Annotated in this window: 13 protein-coding genes; 5 read left to right on the top strand and 8 right to left on the bottom strand. The window is 59.2% G+C overall.

The window, feature by feature from the left end; genetic code table 11:
• Together L6D89_RS18440 and L6D89_RS18435 are read left to right on the top strand one after the other, a co-directional pair.
• Positions 1 to 2,637 (top strand): hypothetical protein, encoded by a 2,637-nt coding sequence (locus L6D89_RS18440; RefSeq protein WP_023124771.1) that lies wholly within the window; start codon positions 1 to 3, stop codon positions 2,635 to 2,637.
• The gene (locus L6D89_RS18435; RefSeq protein WP_012205995.1) at positions 2,634 to 5,969 is read left to right on the top strand and encodes a cold shock domain-containing protein; all 3,336 of its coding nucleotides are present in this window, start codon (positions 2,634 to 2,636) and stop codon (positions 5,967 to 5,969) included. The genes L6D89_RS18440 and L6D89_RS18435 overlap by 4 nt, the downstream gene beginning before the upstream one ends.
• A 30-nt stretch (positions 5,970 to 5,999) precedes the next feature.
• Here L6D89_RS18435 and mobH read toward each other — a convergent pair whose 3' ends face one another.
• Positions 6,000 to 7,856, bottom strand: a complete 1,857-nt coding sequence (gene mobH / locus L6D89_RS18430; protein WP_023124770.1) for a MobH family relaxase — start codon at positions 7,854 to 7,856, stop codon at positions 6,000 to 6,002.
• Between the two features lie 307 nt (positions 7,857 to 8,163).
• Here mobH and L6D89_RS18425 point away from each other — a divergent pair, with 307 nt between their 5' ends.
• From L6D89_RS18425 to L6D89_RS18415, 3 genes are read left to right on the top strand one after another with little or no spacing between them, the layout of a single operon-like run.
• Entirely contained in the window at positions 8,164 to 8,481 is a 318-nt protein-coding gene (locus tag L6D89_RS18425) for a type II toxin-antitoxin system PrlF family antitoxin (protein WP_014596084.1), read from the top strand.
• Positions 8,481 to 8,939: a type II toxin-antitoxin system YhaV family toxin gene (locus tag L6D89_RS18420; RefSeq protein ID WP_023124769.1), complete on the top strand. Its 459-nt coding sequence runs from the start codon at positions 8,481 to 8,483 to the stop codon at positions 8,937 to 8,939. The genes L6D89_RS18425 and L6D89_RS18420 overlap by 1 nt, the downstream gene beginning before the upstream one ends.
• Before the next feature lie 27 nt (positions 8,940 to 8,966).
• Positions 8,967 to 9,341 carry a DUF3742 family protein gene (locus L6D89_RS18415; RefSeq protein WP_014596086.1) on the top strand — a complete coding sequence of 125 codons (375 nt, stop codon included), beginning with the start codon at positions 8,967 to 8,969 and terminating at the stop codon, positions 9,339 to 9,341.
• A 19-nt stretch (positions 9,342 to 9,360) separates the two neighbouring features.
• Here L6D89_RS18415 and L6D89_RS18410 read toward each other — a convergent pair whose 3' ends face one another.
• The 7 genes from L6D89_RS18410 to L6D89_RS18380 all read right to left on the bottom strand — a co-directional run bounded on the left by L6D89_RS18410 (position 9,361) and on the right by L6D89_RS18380 (position 15,668).
• On the bottom strand, positions 9,361 to 10,878 hold the full coding sequence (locus L6D89_RS18410) for a conjugal transfer protein TraG N-terminal domain-containing protein (protein ID WP_023124768.1): 1,518 nt from the start codon (positions 10,876 to 10,878) through the stop codon (positions 9,361 to 9,363).
• Positions 10,879 to 10,890: 12 nt separating this feature from the next.
• Positions 10,891 to 11,262, bottom strand: coding sequence for a hypothetical protein (locus L6D89_RS18405; RefSeq protein ID WP_014596088.1), 372 nt, complete (start codon positions 11,260 to 11,262; stop codon positions 10,891 to 10,893).
• Positions 11,259 to 12,665, bottom strand: a complete 1,407-nt coding sequence (locus L6D89_RS18400; RefSeq protein ID WP_008266424.1) for an integrating conjugative element protein — start codon at positions 12,663 to 12,665, stop codon at positions 11,259 to 11,261. The genes L6D89_RS18405 and L6D89_RS18400 overlap by 4 nt, the downstream gene beginning before the upstream one ends.
• Before the next feature lie 10 nt (positions 12,666 to 12,675).
• Entirely contained in the window at positions 12,676 to 13,623 is a 948-nt protein-coding gene (locus L6D89_RS18395) for a TIGR03756 family integrating conjugative element protein (RefSeq protein WP_014596090.1), read from the bottom strand.
• On the bottom strand, positions 13,620 to 14,066 hold the full coding sequence (locus tag L6D89_RS18390) for a TIGR03757 family integrating conjugative element protein (RefSeq protein WP_008266034.1): 447 nt from the start codon (positions 14,064 to 14,066) through the stop codon (positions 13,620 to 13,622). Before L6D89_RS18390 ends, L6D89_RS18395 begins: the two co-directional genes overlap by 4 nt.
• Positions 14,067 to 14,230: 164 nt before the next feature.
• Positions 14,231 to 14,725, bottom strand: coding sequence for a RadC family protein (gene radC / locus L6D89_RS18385; protein WP_023124767.1), 495 nt, complete (start codon positions 14,723 to 14,725; stop codon positions 14,231 to 14,233).
• 178 nt (positions 14,726 to 14,903) lie between these two features.
• Positions 14,904 to 15,668, bottom strand: a complete 765-nt coding sequence (locus tag L6D89_RS18380) for a DsbA family protein (protein ID WP_023124766.1) — start codon at positions 15,666 to 15,668, stop codon at positions 14,904 to 14,906.
• Positions 15,669 to 15,671: the final 3 nt, after the last annotated feature.

Genomic DNA, 15,671 nt, shown 5'->3' with positions numbered 1-15,671 from the left:
ATGAACAGCCCCGTCCAACCCGACACCGAAGCCCAGCGGCTTGCCGATTTGAACGCGCGTGAGAGCTGGATAAACACCAAGGAAAGCGAAATCGCCAGCCGTGAAACCGCCGTGGCTACACGTGAAAGGGATGCGACTGCAGAGCGTCAAGTCATCGAGCAAGACAAGGCCAAGCTGGCGCAGCGCGAGCAGGCCGTCACGCAGGCTGAGCAAAAGTGTGATGCAGGTTTTGCCGATGAACGAGCCGCGCTGAATGATGAGCTGCGTGAAAAGCGCGCCCAGGGCGAAAGAGCAATTGCCGAGATGCGAGAGAAAAACCTTTCAGCGTTGGAGGTTGAAATTTCCGAGCTGAAAGCAAAGCGACTGGGTGCGGTTGCCCATGCCGAAAACGCCGAACGGGAGCGCATTCGGACAGAAATCGCCCAAGAGCGCGATGCATGGACAAAACAACAGGGTGACGCTCGAAAGCAGTTGAATGCAGAGCGCACGGAATTTGAGAAACAAAAAGGCGCACTCTCCGCCTTGCAAAGCGAAGTCGAAGGAAGACAGGCAGAGCTTGAGACTTCAGAGCGGACACTCGAACGCAAAGAACAACGGCTGGAACAGCAGAACCAGAGGCGCAGCGAGCAACTGGACGATGAGGTTGAGAGGCGTGTTGAGGATCGCCGAAAATCGCTAGAGGCTGCTCTGCAATCTGCCAAAGAGGAAAACATTCGACTGCGCGAGGCGTTTAAAACTCAAGACGAACTTCTCGGCGCGTTCGAACAGTTAAAGTTGCAACTTGGTGGCAAAGACCCTGCTGAAATTCTGCGTGCGCTGAACAGCCAGGCTGACGAACTCAAACGCCTACGAGAGGAGCTTGCTACCCGACCTACTGAGGAAATGCGCGAGCGGTATCAAGCCCTTGAATCAGAAGCCAAAAATCAGAAAACACGGGCAGACCAGTTAGAACGGCAACTTTCCACCAATGAGGCTGCGGTCGCTGAAATTGGCGAGCTGCGCCGTCAAGGCTCGGAGCTCAACGCCGAAAACAAATCTCTGGCGCAAAGGGCATCCATCTTCGAGGGAGCAGCCAACGAAGCGCAAGCCGAACTCAAGCGTTTGCGTGCAGCTTATGAGCGCCCTGCTGAAGTTACCGCTCGCTACAAAGAAATTGAGATGCCGCACATCAGTGTGGATAAGGTCAAGCAGCCGGTGCAGCACGAGATCGATGAGCTAACTTGGCTCACTGGGATTGGTAATGCTTGCGATACATACGGACTACATTTCAATCCACGTATTTTGAAAGCTTTTCATACAGCTCTCAAAACAGCGGAATGGTCGCCGCTCACTGTCCTGGCAGGGGTTTCCGGAACCGGAAAATCCGAACTGCCGCGCCTCTACTCGCACTTTGGCGGAATTTATTTCGAGCCGCTGTCTGTCCAGCCTAATTGGGATTCGCAGGAATCCATGCTGGGCTTTTTCAATTCCATAGACAATAAATTCGATGCACAGCCGGTGCTGCGTTTTCTCGCGCAAAGTCAGATATCAGGCCGCGAACAATATGAACAGCGCATTAGACGTTGGCAGAGTATGTCGCCAGATCAGCAAATAGCACTTGACCCTGAGAAGGACAAAGAGCTGATTGAAGCGTTGAAACAAGCAGATTATCCAGGATTGCAGGACGCAGTGTGTCTTGTTCTGCTTGATGAGATGAATCTGGCACACCCTGAGCTTTATTTTGCAGAGTTTTTGAGCAAGCTAGAACTGCGGCGTGGCAGAAAGGGTGATGATGTTCCGTTCATACCGGTGAAAATTGGCGCCGGCATGGAACCCTATAAGCTTCCCCTCGGTCGTAATGTACTCTGGACAGGGACGATGAACCAGGACGAAACCACCAAGTCCCTTTCGGACAAGGTGCTTGACCGTTCCATCATCATCAACTTTCCGCGCCCGACGGAACTCAAACGCCGCCTGAAGCTTGCTCCACTTGATGACAAAAATCGAGGCCCGGCGCTACACAAAACGTCGTGGCAGAGTTGGCTAGCACAGGGCAGCAACTTCTCCGACGATCAAGTCAGCCCGTTCAAAAAATTCATTGAAGCAATCAATGCTTCTTTAGCGGTTACAGGCCGTGCCCTCGGTCACCGCGTTTGGCAATCCATTGAATACTACATGGCCAATTACCCGGATGTCCGTGCTGCACGCGATAAAGATGCGCTTGCCAGAGCTATGCATGTCGCCTTCGAGGATCAACTCGTGCAGAAGGTCATGCCCAAATTGCGGGGTATTGATACACGCGGCAAGAGCAAGACAGAGTGCCTGGACAGGATTCGTGGACAACTCGTTACAGGAATCGGCAGTAACTCATTCAATCTGACAGAGGATTTCGACCTTGCCTGTGATCTTGGCTATGGTCAGTTTATTTGGCAGTCGGCAAATTACCTAAACGTCGGTGACACGGAAACCAATGATAGATCCACGGCCGGTCGAGACTCGGACAATGCTGAATTGCCACACTCCCTTTTTATGAAAGATGAACCAGATTCAGACAAGCGTCATAAAATGTGGAACTTAAAGACACCAGAGCAACGAGATGAGCTGCGCGTGAAACTTGAAGAAAATGCCAGAGCAGGAAGGATTCACGCCAAGCAATGAGTATTACTCTAGAAAAAATCTATACCGACTTCCGTGCCAAAGAAAAACTTGCCAAAAAACTGCTTGAGCAAATGAATTGGTTTGGTTCAATCACGGATTTCGATCCTAAGACCGGCGCGGCTCTGCCGAAATCCTTGTCAGGGTTCCTCGCCAAAGTCGCACAGCCAGAAGCGAGTGAGATAACCCGTGACCGCCTTTGGCGCATAACGGAACACTGCCGCGCTTCTGTCGAGCGATTATTTCATTCTCTCAACGAAAGTCCTCGCCGCGAACACGCTCTACTGCCTGTTCATGCTGTGCGTGAACTGGATGCCAACAGTTTTATTAAGCTGAGTAATCGTCCGGGTCGTACCATTCGGGAAAAACTGGCAGGTAACCCCTACATACAGGCTGTGCGTCGTTTTCAATCCGTCGACCTGCCGGAAAATCGCTTGCTGAAAGCCTTTGCCATTCGCCTTGCGGAAATGCTTGATTTACGCGGTGATTGTCTCGGTCAAGAGGATGAGCTTCTATCAAAAATCTACTTATGGTTGCGTTCTGATGAGGCGCAAGCCATCGGCAATTGGGAAAATCTGCCACCTAACAACACGCTACTAGCACACCGAGATTACCGTCACGTGTGGGATGCATGGCGCTGGCTGCAAACCCTCGATGAGGACATCACCAGCGACCTTTCTCAACTGGATGTCCGCGAGAAAACCATGCGCCTTTGGCAGCAATGCGCGCAAATGTGGCTTGATGGAAAGCATCTTTTTGCTGAGATACCGTTACTATTCGATTATGAAAAGTTTGAGATTCTTCCGTGGACTTCCAAGCCACCTTTGTTCAAGGAAGTGAAGTACAAGATGCCCCGGCATTTGCGACAAAGCGCGAGTGCCGAACCAATTTGTGTTGATATCACAGCCCTGCATCCCCGCTATGCCAGTGGTGACGGAAAAGGAGCGCAGTCGCTGGCGGCCCCCTTTCTTTGGCAGAGGTGGCAGCGCGAAAATGAAACCGTTGACATCGAACTCTTTGGTTCCGATGCCGTTTGGCTGAATCCCGATGCGACCACCATTTCTGCGCCAGATCTGTTTTTCGCCAAAGACAACGCCACTGAGCTTTTTGACCCCGCCGCCCGCGCGTTCACTACTCGGCTACGCGAAGAGTTCAAGAACGATACACTCATCTGGCTTGCGCCTGACTTTCTCAACGATTTCGAGCTTGAAGTCATCCGTCGCAACCTCAACGCGCGTTTCCCGAATGCCGAGCCGTTGCCGCGAAGTGTGGCGGCCGTGTTCGCTCAAGCTGACCCGGCCAAAATCACGGGCGAGGGTTACGCCATCATCGTCGTTGATTCCATTGGCGGCAAGACGACCGCCACCAAGCTCATCGCCAAGCGCGACAAAGACCTGGCGAAACGTCTTCCCATCACCAAAGGCTTTTATTGGGAGCGTTGCCCGCCGGTTGTTATCCCTGGCGAGGAAGCAGAAAGGCTAGGTGGCAGCGGCTACGACATCATCACGCTGGATGCCAACGGGCGGTGGCACGATGCGATCCGCCCGGCAAAGCCCCCATTCATTGAGGCAGCACACCTGAAGCGTATTCCAAACATCGGGAATTTCGCGTTCTGCATCAATTTGATGGAAAGCCCCGTTATGGGCGGAATCCATCTACATGCTTTACAACAACAGGTGGCTGATATTCCACTTTGGCGCGACCAGATTCCTGAGCTTTCAGTCAAAGTGATGAAGGATGGACATCAGCAACGATTCCACCTGGTTTTGCGCGGAACGACAGTCAAACCCATTCGGGGTAAACCCGTCACCATCCCGGTTGATGAATTCTTCACACTGCCCGCTGGCAGGCCGCATTACTCGTTTCCGCTCTATGTCGGCGACAAGGGTGACGACTTCGGTTTCTCTGCTCGTCTCGATTCACCCGCCTTCCCATTGGAAAACAAGGTTGACTGCGAGTTGAACCTGACCTTTGAATACGGCGCGGATGATCCCTATAAACTCGTCTTCACACCGCGCGACAAATCTTTCCCACCCATCCGCGCTACCTGGCGACGCACGGAAGAAATCACCGATGCCCCTGCGCCGGAATATCCGCAGCCAATGACTTGGGCGGAGTTGCAGCGGTTTCCGAAGCAAGACAGTAATAAAACCTCTGATCTGTTGGACTGGGTGGAAAGGGCAATTGAACAGCTTGACCGTGATTTTTACATCCGCCCCAAACAGAGGACGACTGGCACGGTAAACAGAAAGTGGCTGACCGACAAAATAGGCGGGCAGTTTACCTTTGCTACATGTAAATCCACCGATGAGTCTGTATTCATTCATCAGAACAGTTTTGTTCATGAACTGAGCTACGCCGACTTCACTGAGGGGGCAGAAATTTCATTCGAGCTACAGGAGCGCGATGGGAAATTCTCTGGCTGGAAAGTGGCAGGGCCGAGATACAAAGATGAAGTGCGTCTGAAAAACTTTGACGAAGAATCAGCAAAAAATCTGGTTGCCAGTATACGCAAGAGACTTTACTTTCCTGTCATTCAGGTTTGGCGCGATGGGCGCTCGACTGGAGACCGTGAATGTCCGAAAGGGTTTGCCGACGCAATGAAGGCCAGAGGAGAACACCTCGTTGCCCTGCTGAACGAGAGTGGCATTCCTGAGCAAGTAAAGAATGAAATTCGATTTCTAATGGCCTGTATGCACAAGGATGCGCCTGAAAATTGCGTTCAGTGGATAACCGGGCAGGTTGAGGGTCAGAAAATTCGTGACCTGCGAGCCGTCGGCTTCGCGCTTGGTGATGTTTCGCAGCAATGGCAGAAAGATTTGCTATCCCAGCTCGTTGCGAATCCGTCAAATGACGCGCTCAGTATTTTGGCCTATGCCATCTGGCGAGAGCAGCAGTTTGTTGAGAAATTCAGCCTCGCCAACTTGCAGTCCATTCTGAATGCTCTGAACATCATGCTCAACATCAAGCAATATCCGCCCCGGAAAGACGAGTGGACTGCTCGCAACTGGATTCGCGCCACGACAGAACCGCTTGAACTTCTGCTCGGCCTGCTTCGCACCCGTGCATCATCCACCCCCGAAATCAAGATTCTCCTTCAGCCGCATCAAAAAATCACCAAGGAATTGGCCAAGAAAATCGAGCGAGTGACAGAAATTGTCACACTGTCCAACATCAAGCTCTTCTCCCGTGTGAAAATCAACATCCAGAAACCCTCAGGCGACCGCACCCCCGATCTGCTCTACGCGCTGCGCCTGTACCTCACTGGTGACGATGGTGCGAACGCTATTCACATATCTAGTGTTTCTGATGGAAATACTGATGAGACCATTTAATTTTGATAGATGATTTTCATATCTTGATCTTCATAGGCCGGGAAATTTCATTGAAAATAGATATGGGTTATTTGGAGGCGTAAATTCGAAAACCATTTCTGGTTTGATAAGTAAATAGCCATGTAGCTTCCTCGATTTTCTGGCGCCTGTGACTTCGCAAGTCCAGATGTTCAGGCCACTTGGTTGCTTGCGATGCAATTGCAGTCGCTCGAAGCGCTTCTGCACCCACTGCCAATCCTGCAGGTTCTCCTGTTTGGCCAGTTTGCCTACCTGCGGGTGTTCCTGCGCATAGCGCTGGAACACGCCAGGGCTGACCAGGTAGGCGGTGTCGCTCACGGTATGCACCAGCGCTTTCGCATCGTTGATGATGAGCCGCCGCGTGGCGATGCCATGTTTCAGCCACGCCATGAAGTGCTCGCCGGATGGCTGTGTCGTCGAGGACGTGAAGGCCGGTGACGAAGGCGCAGCGGCGGCCAAGGGCGGCTGGGTCGCATCGGGGAGAGTTGCGGGTACTTCGTCCGGGACGGTTTCCACATCCTGATCTGTGGTTGGCGAGTTTCCCGTTCCCACCATCGCCAGCATGTCCGCTATGACGTCGGGGCTGGCCTGGGCCTTGGGTGGAGGGGCTGAGGTGATGCCACTACCCTCCGCTGGCGGAGCGTTTGGATTCTCCAAAGCGGACGTCGCGCCGTTCGCAGAAAGGGTGGCTCCTGCTTCGACATCTTCAACTGCGGTGGGCGTGTCGATCGTCAACGTCCCGGTGAACGGTGCCGGTCGCTCACCAGATTCCCAGATCAGCGCGGGTGCCAGCCGTAGCAACGTAAACGAGTGGCTCCAGCCGGTGGAACTGGTCACGGTCGCACGCCAGATCGCTTTGCCGTCCGGCGTGGGCTGCAACATGCCGTGATCCTGCAGCACGTTGAACACGGCGGTGTTGTTCGCTGGGATGCCGTCGATGCCTTGGGACAGCAGATGTGCCCGAAGCTTGTCCGAGACCGTCTTGCTCACCAGCCACAAACCATCCTCGGTGAGCCAGCCATCCGAGGCTTCGTGTTGGTTCAGCTTCAGCTCCTCCTTGAGCAGGTAACGCAGCCCGTCGAGCAGCTTGCGTTGCAGTGCGTGCTTGGGCGCGGCCATGGCGCGTGTGGGATCGCCGCCCAGTTCCTGGGCCACGGAAGCTCGGTCGGCCTGCACCACCAATTCGCCCAGCACGCCAGCGTGCTCGTACTGCCCGGCCAGGACGTAGAGCAGCGGTGCCCACAGCGACGGATAGCAGCTGAGCCAATCCAGGACTTCACGGTCAAGCAGTTGCCGGTAGAGCAAGCCTGTCGCGGCGCTGTGGAGCCGGTACTCGCGATCGTCTCGGTAGCGGAAGCGGTATGGCTGGCACAGCGGGCCGTGCCACGGATGCCAGATCGAGCCGTCGGCCAGCTCGACGTGCAGATCGACGGCGATCTTGCCGATGTCGTGCAGCAGTGCGGCGTAGGCGACGGCAGCGGTCCAGGCTTCGGCTTGCGCAGCCTGATCCTCGGGGTTGGCGCCGATGGGCAGCAGATGAGACTGGCGCAGCTTCAGGCTGTAGGCGACGATTTCCAGGCCGTGGTCGAGCATGCCGCCTGGGTAGGCATGGTGATGTGCTTCGGATGCAGGGAAAGCCTGAACCAACTCGGCATAACGTTCCATCGGCGTGCGGTACAGCGCGGCGAACTGCTTGCGCGAGAGCGAGGTGCGCTGCCAGATGTGTTCCAGCAGCTTCTGCCGGCGCGGTGTCGCCAGCAGCGATGCGGCCGATTCCGGTTGCAGCAGCCCTTTCGGGAGATCGGTGACGGGTGCAGGCGACGGAGCGGCAGCGACCGGAGGCCGTTTCCGCTGGAACAGAGAGAGCATGTGGGTGTCCTGGTGGCGGGCAAGCGGGCGGCCTTTTCGCCTTTTCGGGTAGGGCCTTTCCCCTTGCACCCCATTCCCTTGCCGTTTCGGCCCTTTGGCCTTTAGAAGCCTTTGGATATAGAGCGGTGAGCATTGGTTGTCCACCGTCAATGCGGGTATGGCGGGGCCGGATTGATGCAGGAAGGCTGGCTGTTCCCACCCTACGATGAGATTCATTGTTGGATGCTGGAGGACCCCGGTGAGACCTTTCATTGACGAGGTAAGGATATTTCCTTACAATACGGGCATTGCGATCAAGAGAGCCGCCATGCCTGCCATTCACGAAGTTGCCACGCTGACCTCCAAAGGCCAGATCACACTACCCAAGTCCATCCGACAGGCACTTGGGGCCGATACCGGCAGCAAGCTTGCGTTCGAGCTTCGTGGCAGTGAGGTCGTCGTGACCCGCGCCGATGCCGAGCACGAGGACCCGGCCATTGCCGCGTTTCTGACCTTGCTGGCCCGCGACATTGAAGCGGGTCGGAATGTGCGCGGCCTGCCCGAGAATCTGGCTCGCACAATGCTGGAGCACGCGGGGCACAAGGTGGACCTGGGCGATGATTTCGATGAGGACGTGGAAATCTGATGCAACAGCATGGCTGGACACTGCTGTTCCACGACAACCTGATCGAGCAGTTGATGAAGCTGCGCGCGGCTGTGCTGCGCGCCCAAGGCAACGACCCGGAAGGGTTCGGATCGAACGCCAACGTCAAGTTCTTCCGGGCCTTGACCCAGTTGATACAAGACGTGATACCGAGTGACCCGGCGCGCGATGAGTACCGGCAAGGCAACACCATGGGGCCGGCATATCGCCACTGGCGGCGGGCCAAGCTCGGAAGGCGATACCGGCTGTTCTTCCGCTACGACTCGAAGGCGAAGGTCATCGTGTACGCCTGGGTCAACGATGAACAGACCCTGCGGTCTTCGGGAAGCAAATCAGACCCGTATGCCGTGTTCGAGAAGATGCTCGGGCGCGGGAATCCGCCGGACGAATGGAGCGCATTGGTACAGGCAAGCAAGCAGGATTGGAGCAAACTGGAGTAGTGATTTCACATATAGCAGGTGACGACCATGAACACGACGACCCGCATCAGCACCGCAGAACGCCTCGGCCGTAGCTTTGGCCGTGGATGGCGCGCCTATGCGCGTGGCGAACGGCGGGCGTCGAGCTGGTTGGTGTACAGGGGCGTGCCGGTAGTTGGTGCCACCGTGCTGTTGTGGGTGGTCAAGCTGGCCGTGCTCGGTGTACTGCTCTATTCCGCGTTCTGGCTGGCACTGCTGTTGGTTTGTGTCGTGGCTGTGGGATGGGCAGCAAATCAGAGCCATTCAGACGAAGAGTTCCATTTGCAGTTTCCTACCACCTTGGAAGAACTTCGAGAGACACCGGGTTATGACCCGAATCTCTACAACGACACATCTCATGAGATGTACAAGGATGATGACTGACACTCGGCTTGAGCGTGCGTCACTTCAACTTCCTTGACATTGCGCCAGCTCCTTTTCCACCGGCAGCGCCTGCGTCCCTCGTACCTGCTGAGAAACTGTTTGCGATCGTTCCAGCGCGGATTCCGGCCCAGGTCAGCGCACCGATCCAAAAGGTGGGCAGCACGATGAACATCGTCCCCATAACGAAGTTCAACAACAGGTCGCCAAAGGCGTTGTTCAGCCCCACCAGTGGATCGAAGTTGGCGTGTGGCCGGTTCCAGCCGAAGCCCCAGCCATAAAGCGCATCGAGGATGGTGCTGTCGATCCAGCGCGCGAGCTGGAACCAGAAATCGACGAAGAACAGCGCGAACTGCACGACGCTCACGGTAACGACCGTCTTCAAGTCATAGGTGCCCACAACCAGCACCAGCGGGATGCAGATGACCAGCGCCATCTTGAGCAAGCCGAGCACCATGGGCAGCGCTTGGCGCACCACGTCCATGGCGGGAAACGCGGCAATCGCGCCGACAGCCATGCCGACGTCGCCCGTGGCCCGCGTCACGATGTTTGGCAGGGTCTTGTCGATTTGGCCGCCGTAGTCCGTATAGACGTTGCCCTGGTTCAGTTTCTGCTGCCGCGGCGAGGCGATGGTGCGGATTACCGAGTCGTCCACCTCGGCTCGGCTCAGAAAGCCGGCCCAGCCCGCCAGGCGATTCAGCAGGCTTGGGTCTACCTGCCCCAGCAGGCGTGCGCGCAGGCCATTGCTGCCATCGGCCCACCACTGCCTGCAGGACGGATAGCCGCCACCGCTGGCCACCTGCGCAAGCCCGGCATCACGGTTGCTGTCGTAGGGCCAGTCATCGCGTGGTGTGCTGGAGCGATAGCTGTCGTAGTAGCCGCCGGTGTCCGTGAAGAAGCGCGAGCCGATCCAGGTCACGTCGTGCATTTGTGTCTCATCGAGGTCCGGGCGCTGCATGAAGAGCTTGGCGCGTGCCGGTCCGTAGCAGTCCCGCGAGAAATCCGCCACTTCCTGAGCCAATACCGGGTCGTCGATGCGCGTCGCGTCGATCTCCATGCGCATCTGCCGCAAGTCGGTGCCGCAGGGAATCGCCGCCACAGAGGCACCGGTCACTGCTCGCGAGAGTGTGTGCATAAAGGCCCACCAGACGGGCACCTTCGCCGACTGGTTGTTGATAGTGCTGAAGGACTGCGACCAGCCGGTATCGGTGGGCTGCGGCACGCTGACTTGGCATTGGGCCGAGCGCGAGCTGTCGTAGCGGATGGTGTTGAGATCCACGTCGATGAATGGGATGCCGGCGAACATCACCACCACGATGGCGACGAACACCCGGTTCTCAATGCGCGCAGCCGAGAGCACGCCCTTGTTGCCTTCGTCGGCGCCCTCCGCACGGGCCTTCAGCCATTCCTGCACGATGATGGCAATGAAAGGCAGCGCGAATACGCCGCTCGCCACCAGCACGGCCCAGATGCCGTTATGGACGATCCACGACACCAGCGTCAGGTAGTACTCCAAGTAGTCGGTGGTGAAAAGCGTCATGTCCTCGCCCCTTCAAGCGGCCTGCATCAACAGGCTGGCTTCCAGCGCCACAATGGCGGCGACGCCGGCGATCTCGCTGCGCAGCAGGCGCCGTCGCGCCTGCCTATCAGCCCCGCGTTGGGCCTCACGCGCCAGCAGCCGGCGGCGCATCCAGACCCAGCCGTAGGCTGTCGCGCCGTACAGGCACATCCGCCACACTAGAAAGTAGCCTGCCGTGGCCGCCAGCCACCGCTCCCAGTTGGCAACGCTGCCGACGAGATAAATGCCGACGATGTTGGCGCCCACAGCGGCGGCAACGAGCAACACCGTCCACAGCAGCGCCTTCATCGCGCGCCGGTTGAACAGCCAGCGCGGGCGCAGCCAGCTGGCACGCGACGGGTTCATGGGTTGCCTCCCGGATTGCCCTTCTGGAGCCGGTCGAGGCGGTCGGGAATGGGATCGCCTTCGTAGATGCCACGTGAGCCAGCCGCGCGTGTGCCATGGCGCTGGATGATGGCCATGGGCGAGTTGTTCGCCAGCTCGCGGCGCAGCTCCAGCTCGGTCTTGAGGTTGCGGATTTCCTGGTCGAGCGTGTCGCTCTCGTGGTTCACGGCCTCGACCGCCAACTGGTTCGCCGCGACGTTGGGCTCCTTCTTGCCGGTCAGCAGGGTGCGCTGGAGCAGCAATGCCTTCTCCAGCACCGACGCCAGCGCGACCTCCGAGGCCAGGCGCCGCGCCAGCAGGTCTTGATCCGGCTCGTCGCGCAGCGCCTCGATGACGCCGCGTGTGATGGGCAGCGAGGTGCTGCCAGCCGCACGCAGGTTCTCGAAGGTGGTGTTGCGCGTTCCCGAGACCAGTTCCTGCAAGGCTTCCAGCTTTGCCTCGTACTCCTCCTGGATCAGCGGCGTCAGCCCGACGCCGGGCACCGTTTCGGTCTTGGTGCAGGCATCGCAAGTGCGCTGCACCTGTTCGCCGAGAACCCGTGTGGCCCATTCGGTCGCCTGCTGTGGCGAGGTCCAGGTCTGGCAAGACAGACTCGCGCAACTGGCGGCAGCGATGGACGATGTGTCGGTCACGCTGCGGCCGTTGACCAGGTTGTAGCCTGCGCGGGTGACGTCGCCGACCACGCGGATGGCCGACTGGCCTGCGCCGCCCGCATTGCTACCACCCACCCAAGGCACGCCGTCGTTGCCGCGGCGCGTCTCCGCCTGTTCAATTGCCGACACGGCATCCGTGCTCGACACCGCATCGCGCAGTGCCATGCCTTCGGCCATCTGGCTCCAGCCGAGTTGTCCGCCCGCCGTGTCGGCCATCTTCTCGGCCATGGCACGGCAGGTCAGCTTGGAGCGGTCGAAATCCAGGCGCGCCTGCAGCACGCCGTTGGTCAGCAGGTTGTACAGGCCGGGATCGGCGCGCTGGATGATCAGCGCAGGCAGCGATGCCACCGCGCTGGTGGCGCTCTGGATCACGTTGCTCATGATCTGCTGAAAGCCGTTGGTGACGCCGTTGAGCTGGTTGCGCAGCGTGGTCTGGATGCTCATGTCGCCGCAGATCAGGTTGCTGTTCCAGCCCACGCCAACGCCGATCGAGCGCATGCCGGCCGCGCGGCCCATGGACACCGCGCTGCCGCCGCCAATCGAATACATCACTTCGTCGCCGATCACGGAGCCGCCGGTCTGAAATCCGGCCTGCGCCCACGCCAGGCCGCCGCCAAGAACGAGTGCGCCAGCCAGCAGCCCAGCCAATACCGTGGGACGCAGCAGGCGGCACGCCTTGGTGGAGAGGTTTGTCAGTTCAGGACGCTTCATCGCCGTACCCTCATTGGAAATCGACGCTGCCGAGGAATACCTGGCCGCGACGTTCGCAGCACGCATAGGGCCGCCACAGCGCCCAGGCGTAATCGCCCTGCTGCGCCTGGGTCAGGAAGCCGCTGCGCGGGAACACCGTGCAGGACGAGGACAGGACGGGCGTGAGTTCCTGCCACTTGCCCGTCGAGGCATCGCCTTCCATCAGCGCGCCGGCAGGCCAGTAACCGGGCCGCGAGTTGGCGAGCAGCGGCTGATAGACGTGAATCTGCCCACGGCGCGTGACGACATCGCCGGCGCGCTGGGCCACCACGGCGCCGGCCTTGTGGTCGTCGGCCTGGTGCAGGAAGCCGCCGCGCGGATAGACGTTGCCCCACAGGTTCATCGTGGTGCGCGCGCCGACCTCGCGCCTGCCCGGAATTAGTGCCTCCGGGTAGGCCATATCCGGCACGTTGTAGCGCCAGGCCAGTGTGTCCAGGGTGCTGAGCAGATACGGCATGAACGCCGTGCCCGCGCCCTCGCAGAAGTAGCCCGACGATGAGACGAACTGGTTGAACACCTCGACGCCGGGATGGCCGATGACGTCCGCGTTCTTGAACTTGGCGAGATTGTTTTCGTGGTCTTCGTTGGTGGTGCCGTCCCCGCCGGCCTGCGCGGATGGGTTGGGCGCGCTCATCGCCCGGACTTCGACCCAAGGGTTCTCGCCGGTGTTGCTGTAGCTGGAGACGACCGCATCGGGGATGTAGTGGCGGACCTTGATGGATGTGCGCACCGTGCAGCCCGTCCAGGTGCAGTAGAGCCAGTAGCAGATGCCGACGACGCGGTATTCGAGGCAGTCCGGCGATGCCACTGAGCCAACGATGGTTGCGGTGTTGAGGGCGTAGCTGCCCGTGGCGCTGAGCAGCAGCACTGAGACCACGCCAGCACGCAGGCGGCGCATCCGCTCGAAGGGTCGGGTCATGGCTGCGGCCTCCGGTGTTGCTCGATGCGCGCGACGGCACGGGCCACGTCCGGCTCGCCATAGACCACGTAACGCTGATCCACCACGACCGCCGGGATGCTGGTGACGCCCAGGCTCCATGCGTCGGCGACGCCCTGGTATGCGGAAGCAATGCGGCGCTGGAGGTCGGCACCGCCGTTGTTCAGACGGCGCTTGACGATGGCCGTGGCCTGCTCAGGATCGGCGGGCAGCTGTGCGGAAAGCTCGGCTTCGATGCGCGGGCCTTCATCCAACTCGATCAACCGCTCGCCACCCATGGTCTTGACCGGGTGGCGGCTGTCGGTGACGACCACCACATCGGCGGCGAAGGTGGCTGGGCTGAAAACGGCCAAGGATGCCGGCAGTGCAACGGCCAGGCCAAGGGTTCGCCAGCCGGATGCGAAGCGGAATAAAGATGCTGGCATGTCGCGTGCCCTGGAAGTTGATCAGAGCCATAGTCGAACGCGAACCCGCTGCCGCCCCAACAAACAATGCGCATCGCGGGCACCCCGCATACCTGTTCGGTGCTGCCGCATGGAAAAAAGCGGAGGCCGAAGCCCCCGCTGTGATCAGTGAACCACGGGCCTTCCTACAAAAGACCAGACTCGGCGAACGAGTACGGTGTGCCCTGACCAATCACGAAATGGTCAAGTACCCGCACGTCGATAAGCGCCAAGGCCGTCTTCAACTGCTCGGTCAGCAAGCGATCCGCATTGGATGGCTCGGTGGTGCCCGAGGGGTGCTGATGGGCGAAGATGACCGCAGCGGCGTTCAGTTGCAAAGCGCGTTGCAGCACGACACGCGGATAAACCGAGGTCGTATTGATCGTTCCATGGAACATCGGCTCCACGGCCAGCACGTCGTGCATGCTGTTCATGAACACGACGACGAATATCTCATTGGGCTCGGCGACCAGCTTCAAGCGAAGGTAGTCCCTGACCGCAGCGGGCCGTTCAAGACGTGGCCCTGCTTTGAAAACCCGTCGCTCCAGCAACACGATGGCTTGCTGGACGATCCAGTCCTCGTTCTGAACAGAAATATCGGAAAGCGACTCCAGGCAGGAGTCATTGATGACGACAGACATGGCGAACCTCCAGGCAGGGAAATCGGAGGGCGCACATGCCCCTGGAGGGCAGGCCCTCCAGGGAATGGAACAAGGTGCATCCATCACCGCAGCAGCGGTGATCGTTCGCGGCCAGGATGCGGGGCGAACGGGTAGCGGTCAGCGCAGCGTGCTGCGCCGTAGCCTCAATGACCGCGGGCTACCTGGGCATGTCGCCGACGACGTCGGCAGGCATTTCCGTAGTGGGTGAAACGACCGAATCCTCAGCTGCCAGCATGTCCATGGCCGACAGCAGTGCATCGCCTTCGATAGGCCCCTGCAGCAGGATCGCCTGGCTGGTCTGGCGATCGTGTAGTCGCAGGGATGGCGTCGCGGTCACGCCGCCCTTGGTGGCTTCCTCGGCCTGAGCGCGAATCAACGTTTCGGGCCGCTCGCTGGCCAAACACTGCTCGACGGCTGGGTTTAGGCCGGGATAGCGCAGGCCCTCGGGCAAGCCCAGGCCGTCACTGCGCGTGTGCGCATAGACCCATTCAATGGCCTGCCAAAAGGCCACATGCCCGCCACTTTCGGCGGCGCACTCGGCCAGGCGTGCCTCGGCAGAGGCGGCCGGTTCGTGCGCGGCCAGCGGCTGGTGCTGCCATTGCAGGGCTACGTCCGCGTTGGCGCCCACCCAGCGTTTGAGTTGCGGAAAGTACTCCCGGCAGAACGGAAATTCGAGGTCGGCATAGAGCGTCAGCGTGAACCGGCCCTGCGCGTTGCCCATTTGCCAGGGCGGCCCGGCCACCTGCGCGGTACTGACCGGCGCGGGAGCCAACGACGCGGGTTCGCTGGGTGCGCGGGACACGAGCCAGATCAGCAGCAGCGCGATCAATCCAGCGGCCAAGAACCAGGGCCAGCGCTTGCGCGAGCGCCGATGGCGGAGCGCCTGGACTGGCATCGGAATGGAAGGATGTTTCGGTTTCACGGC

The organism is Pseudomonas pseudonitroreducens, assembly GCF_021603645.1.
Classification (GTDB): Bacteria; Pseudomonadota; Gammaproteobacteria; order Pseudomonadales; family Pseudomonadaceae; genus Pseudomonas; species Pseudomonas pseudonitroreducens.
The sequence above is the reverse complement of the archived record's forward strand: the minus strand, read 5'-3'. Positions and strand labels throughout refer to the sequence as shown.

Coding starts and splice junctions, on each gene's coding strand:
- L6D89_RS18415 (WP_014596086.1), top strand. CDS start 8,967: ATGAACACGACGACCCGCATCAGCACCGCAGAACGCCTCGGCCGTAGC.
- L6D89_RS18410 (WP_023124768.1), bottom strand. CDS start 10,878: ATGACGCTTTTCACCACCGACTACTTGGAGTACTACCTGACGCTGGTG.
- L6D89_RS18435 (WP_012205995.1), top strand. CDS start 2,634: ATGAGTATTACTCTAGAAAAAATCTATACCGACTTCCGTGCCAAAGAA.
- L6D89_RS18440 (WP_023124771.1), top strand. CDS start 1: ATGAACAGCCCCGTCCAACCCGACACCGAAGCCCAGCGGCTTGCCGAT.
- L6D89_RS18400 (WP_008266424.1), bottom strand. CDS start 12,665: ATGAAGCGTCCTGAACTGACAAACCTCTCCACCAAGGCGTGCCGCCTG.
- mobH (WP_023124770.1), bottom strand. CDS start 7,856: ATGCTCTCTCTGTTCCAGCGGAAACGGCCTCCGGTCGCTGCCGCTCCG.
- L6D89_RS18420 (WP_023124769.1), top strand. CDS start 8,481: ATGCAACAGCATGGCTGGACACTGCTGTTCCACGACAACCTGATCGAG.
- L6D89_RS18405 (WP_014596088.1), bottom strand. CDS start 11,262: ATGAACCCGTCGCGTGCCAGCTGGCTGCGCCCGCGCTGGCTGTTCAAC.
- radC (WP_023124767.1), bottom strand. CDS start 14,725: ATGTCTGTCGTCATCAATGACTCCTGCCTGGAGTCGCTTTCCGATATT.
- L6D89_RS18390 (WP_008266034.1), bottom strand. CDS start 14,066: ATGCCAGCATCTTTATTCCGCTTCGCATCCGGCTGGCGAACCCTTGGC.
- L6D89_RS18395 (WP_014596090.1), bottom strand. CDS start 13,623: ATGACCCGACCCTTCGAGCGGATGCGCCGCCTGCGTGCTGGCGTGGTC.
- L6D89_RS18425 (WP_014596084.1), top strand. CDS start 8,164: ATGCCTGCCATTCACGAAGTTGCCACGCTGACCTCCAAAGGCCAGATC.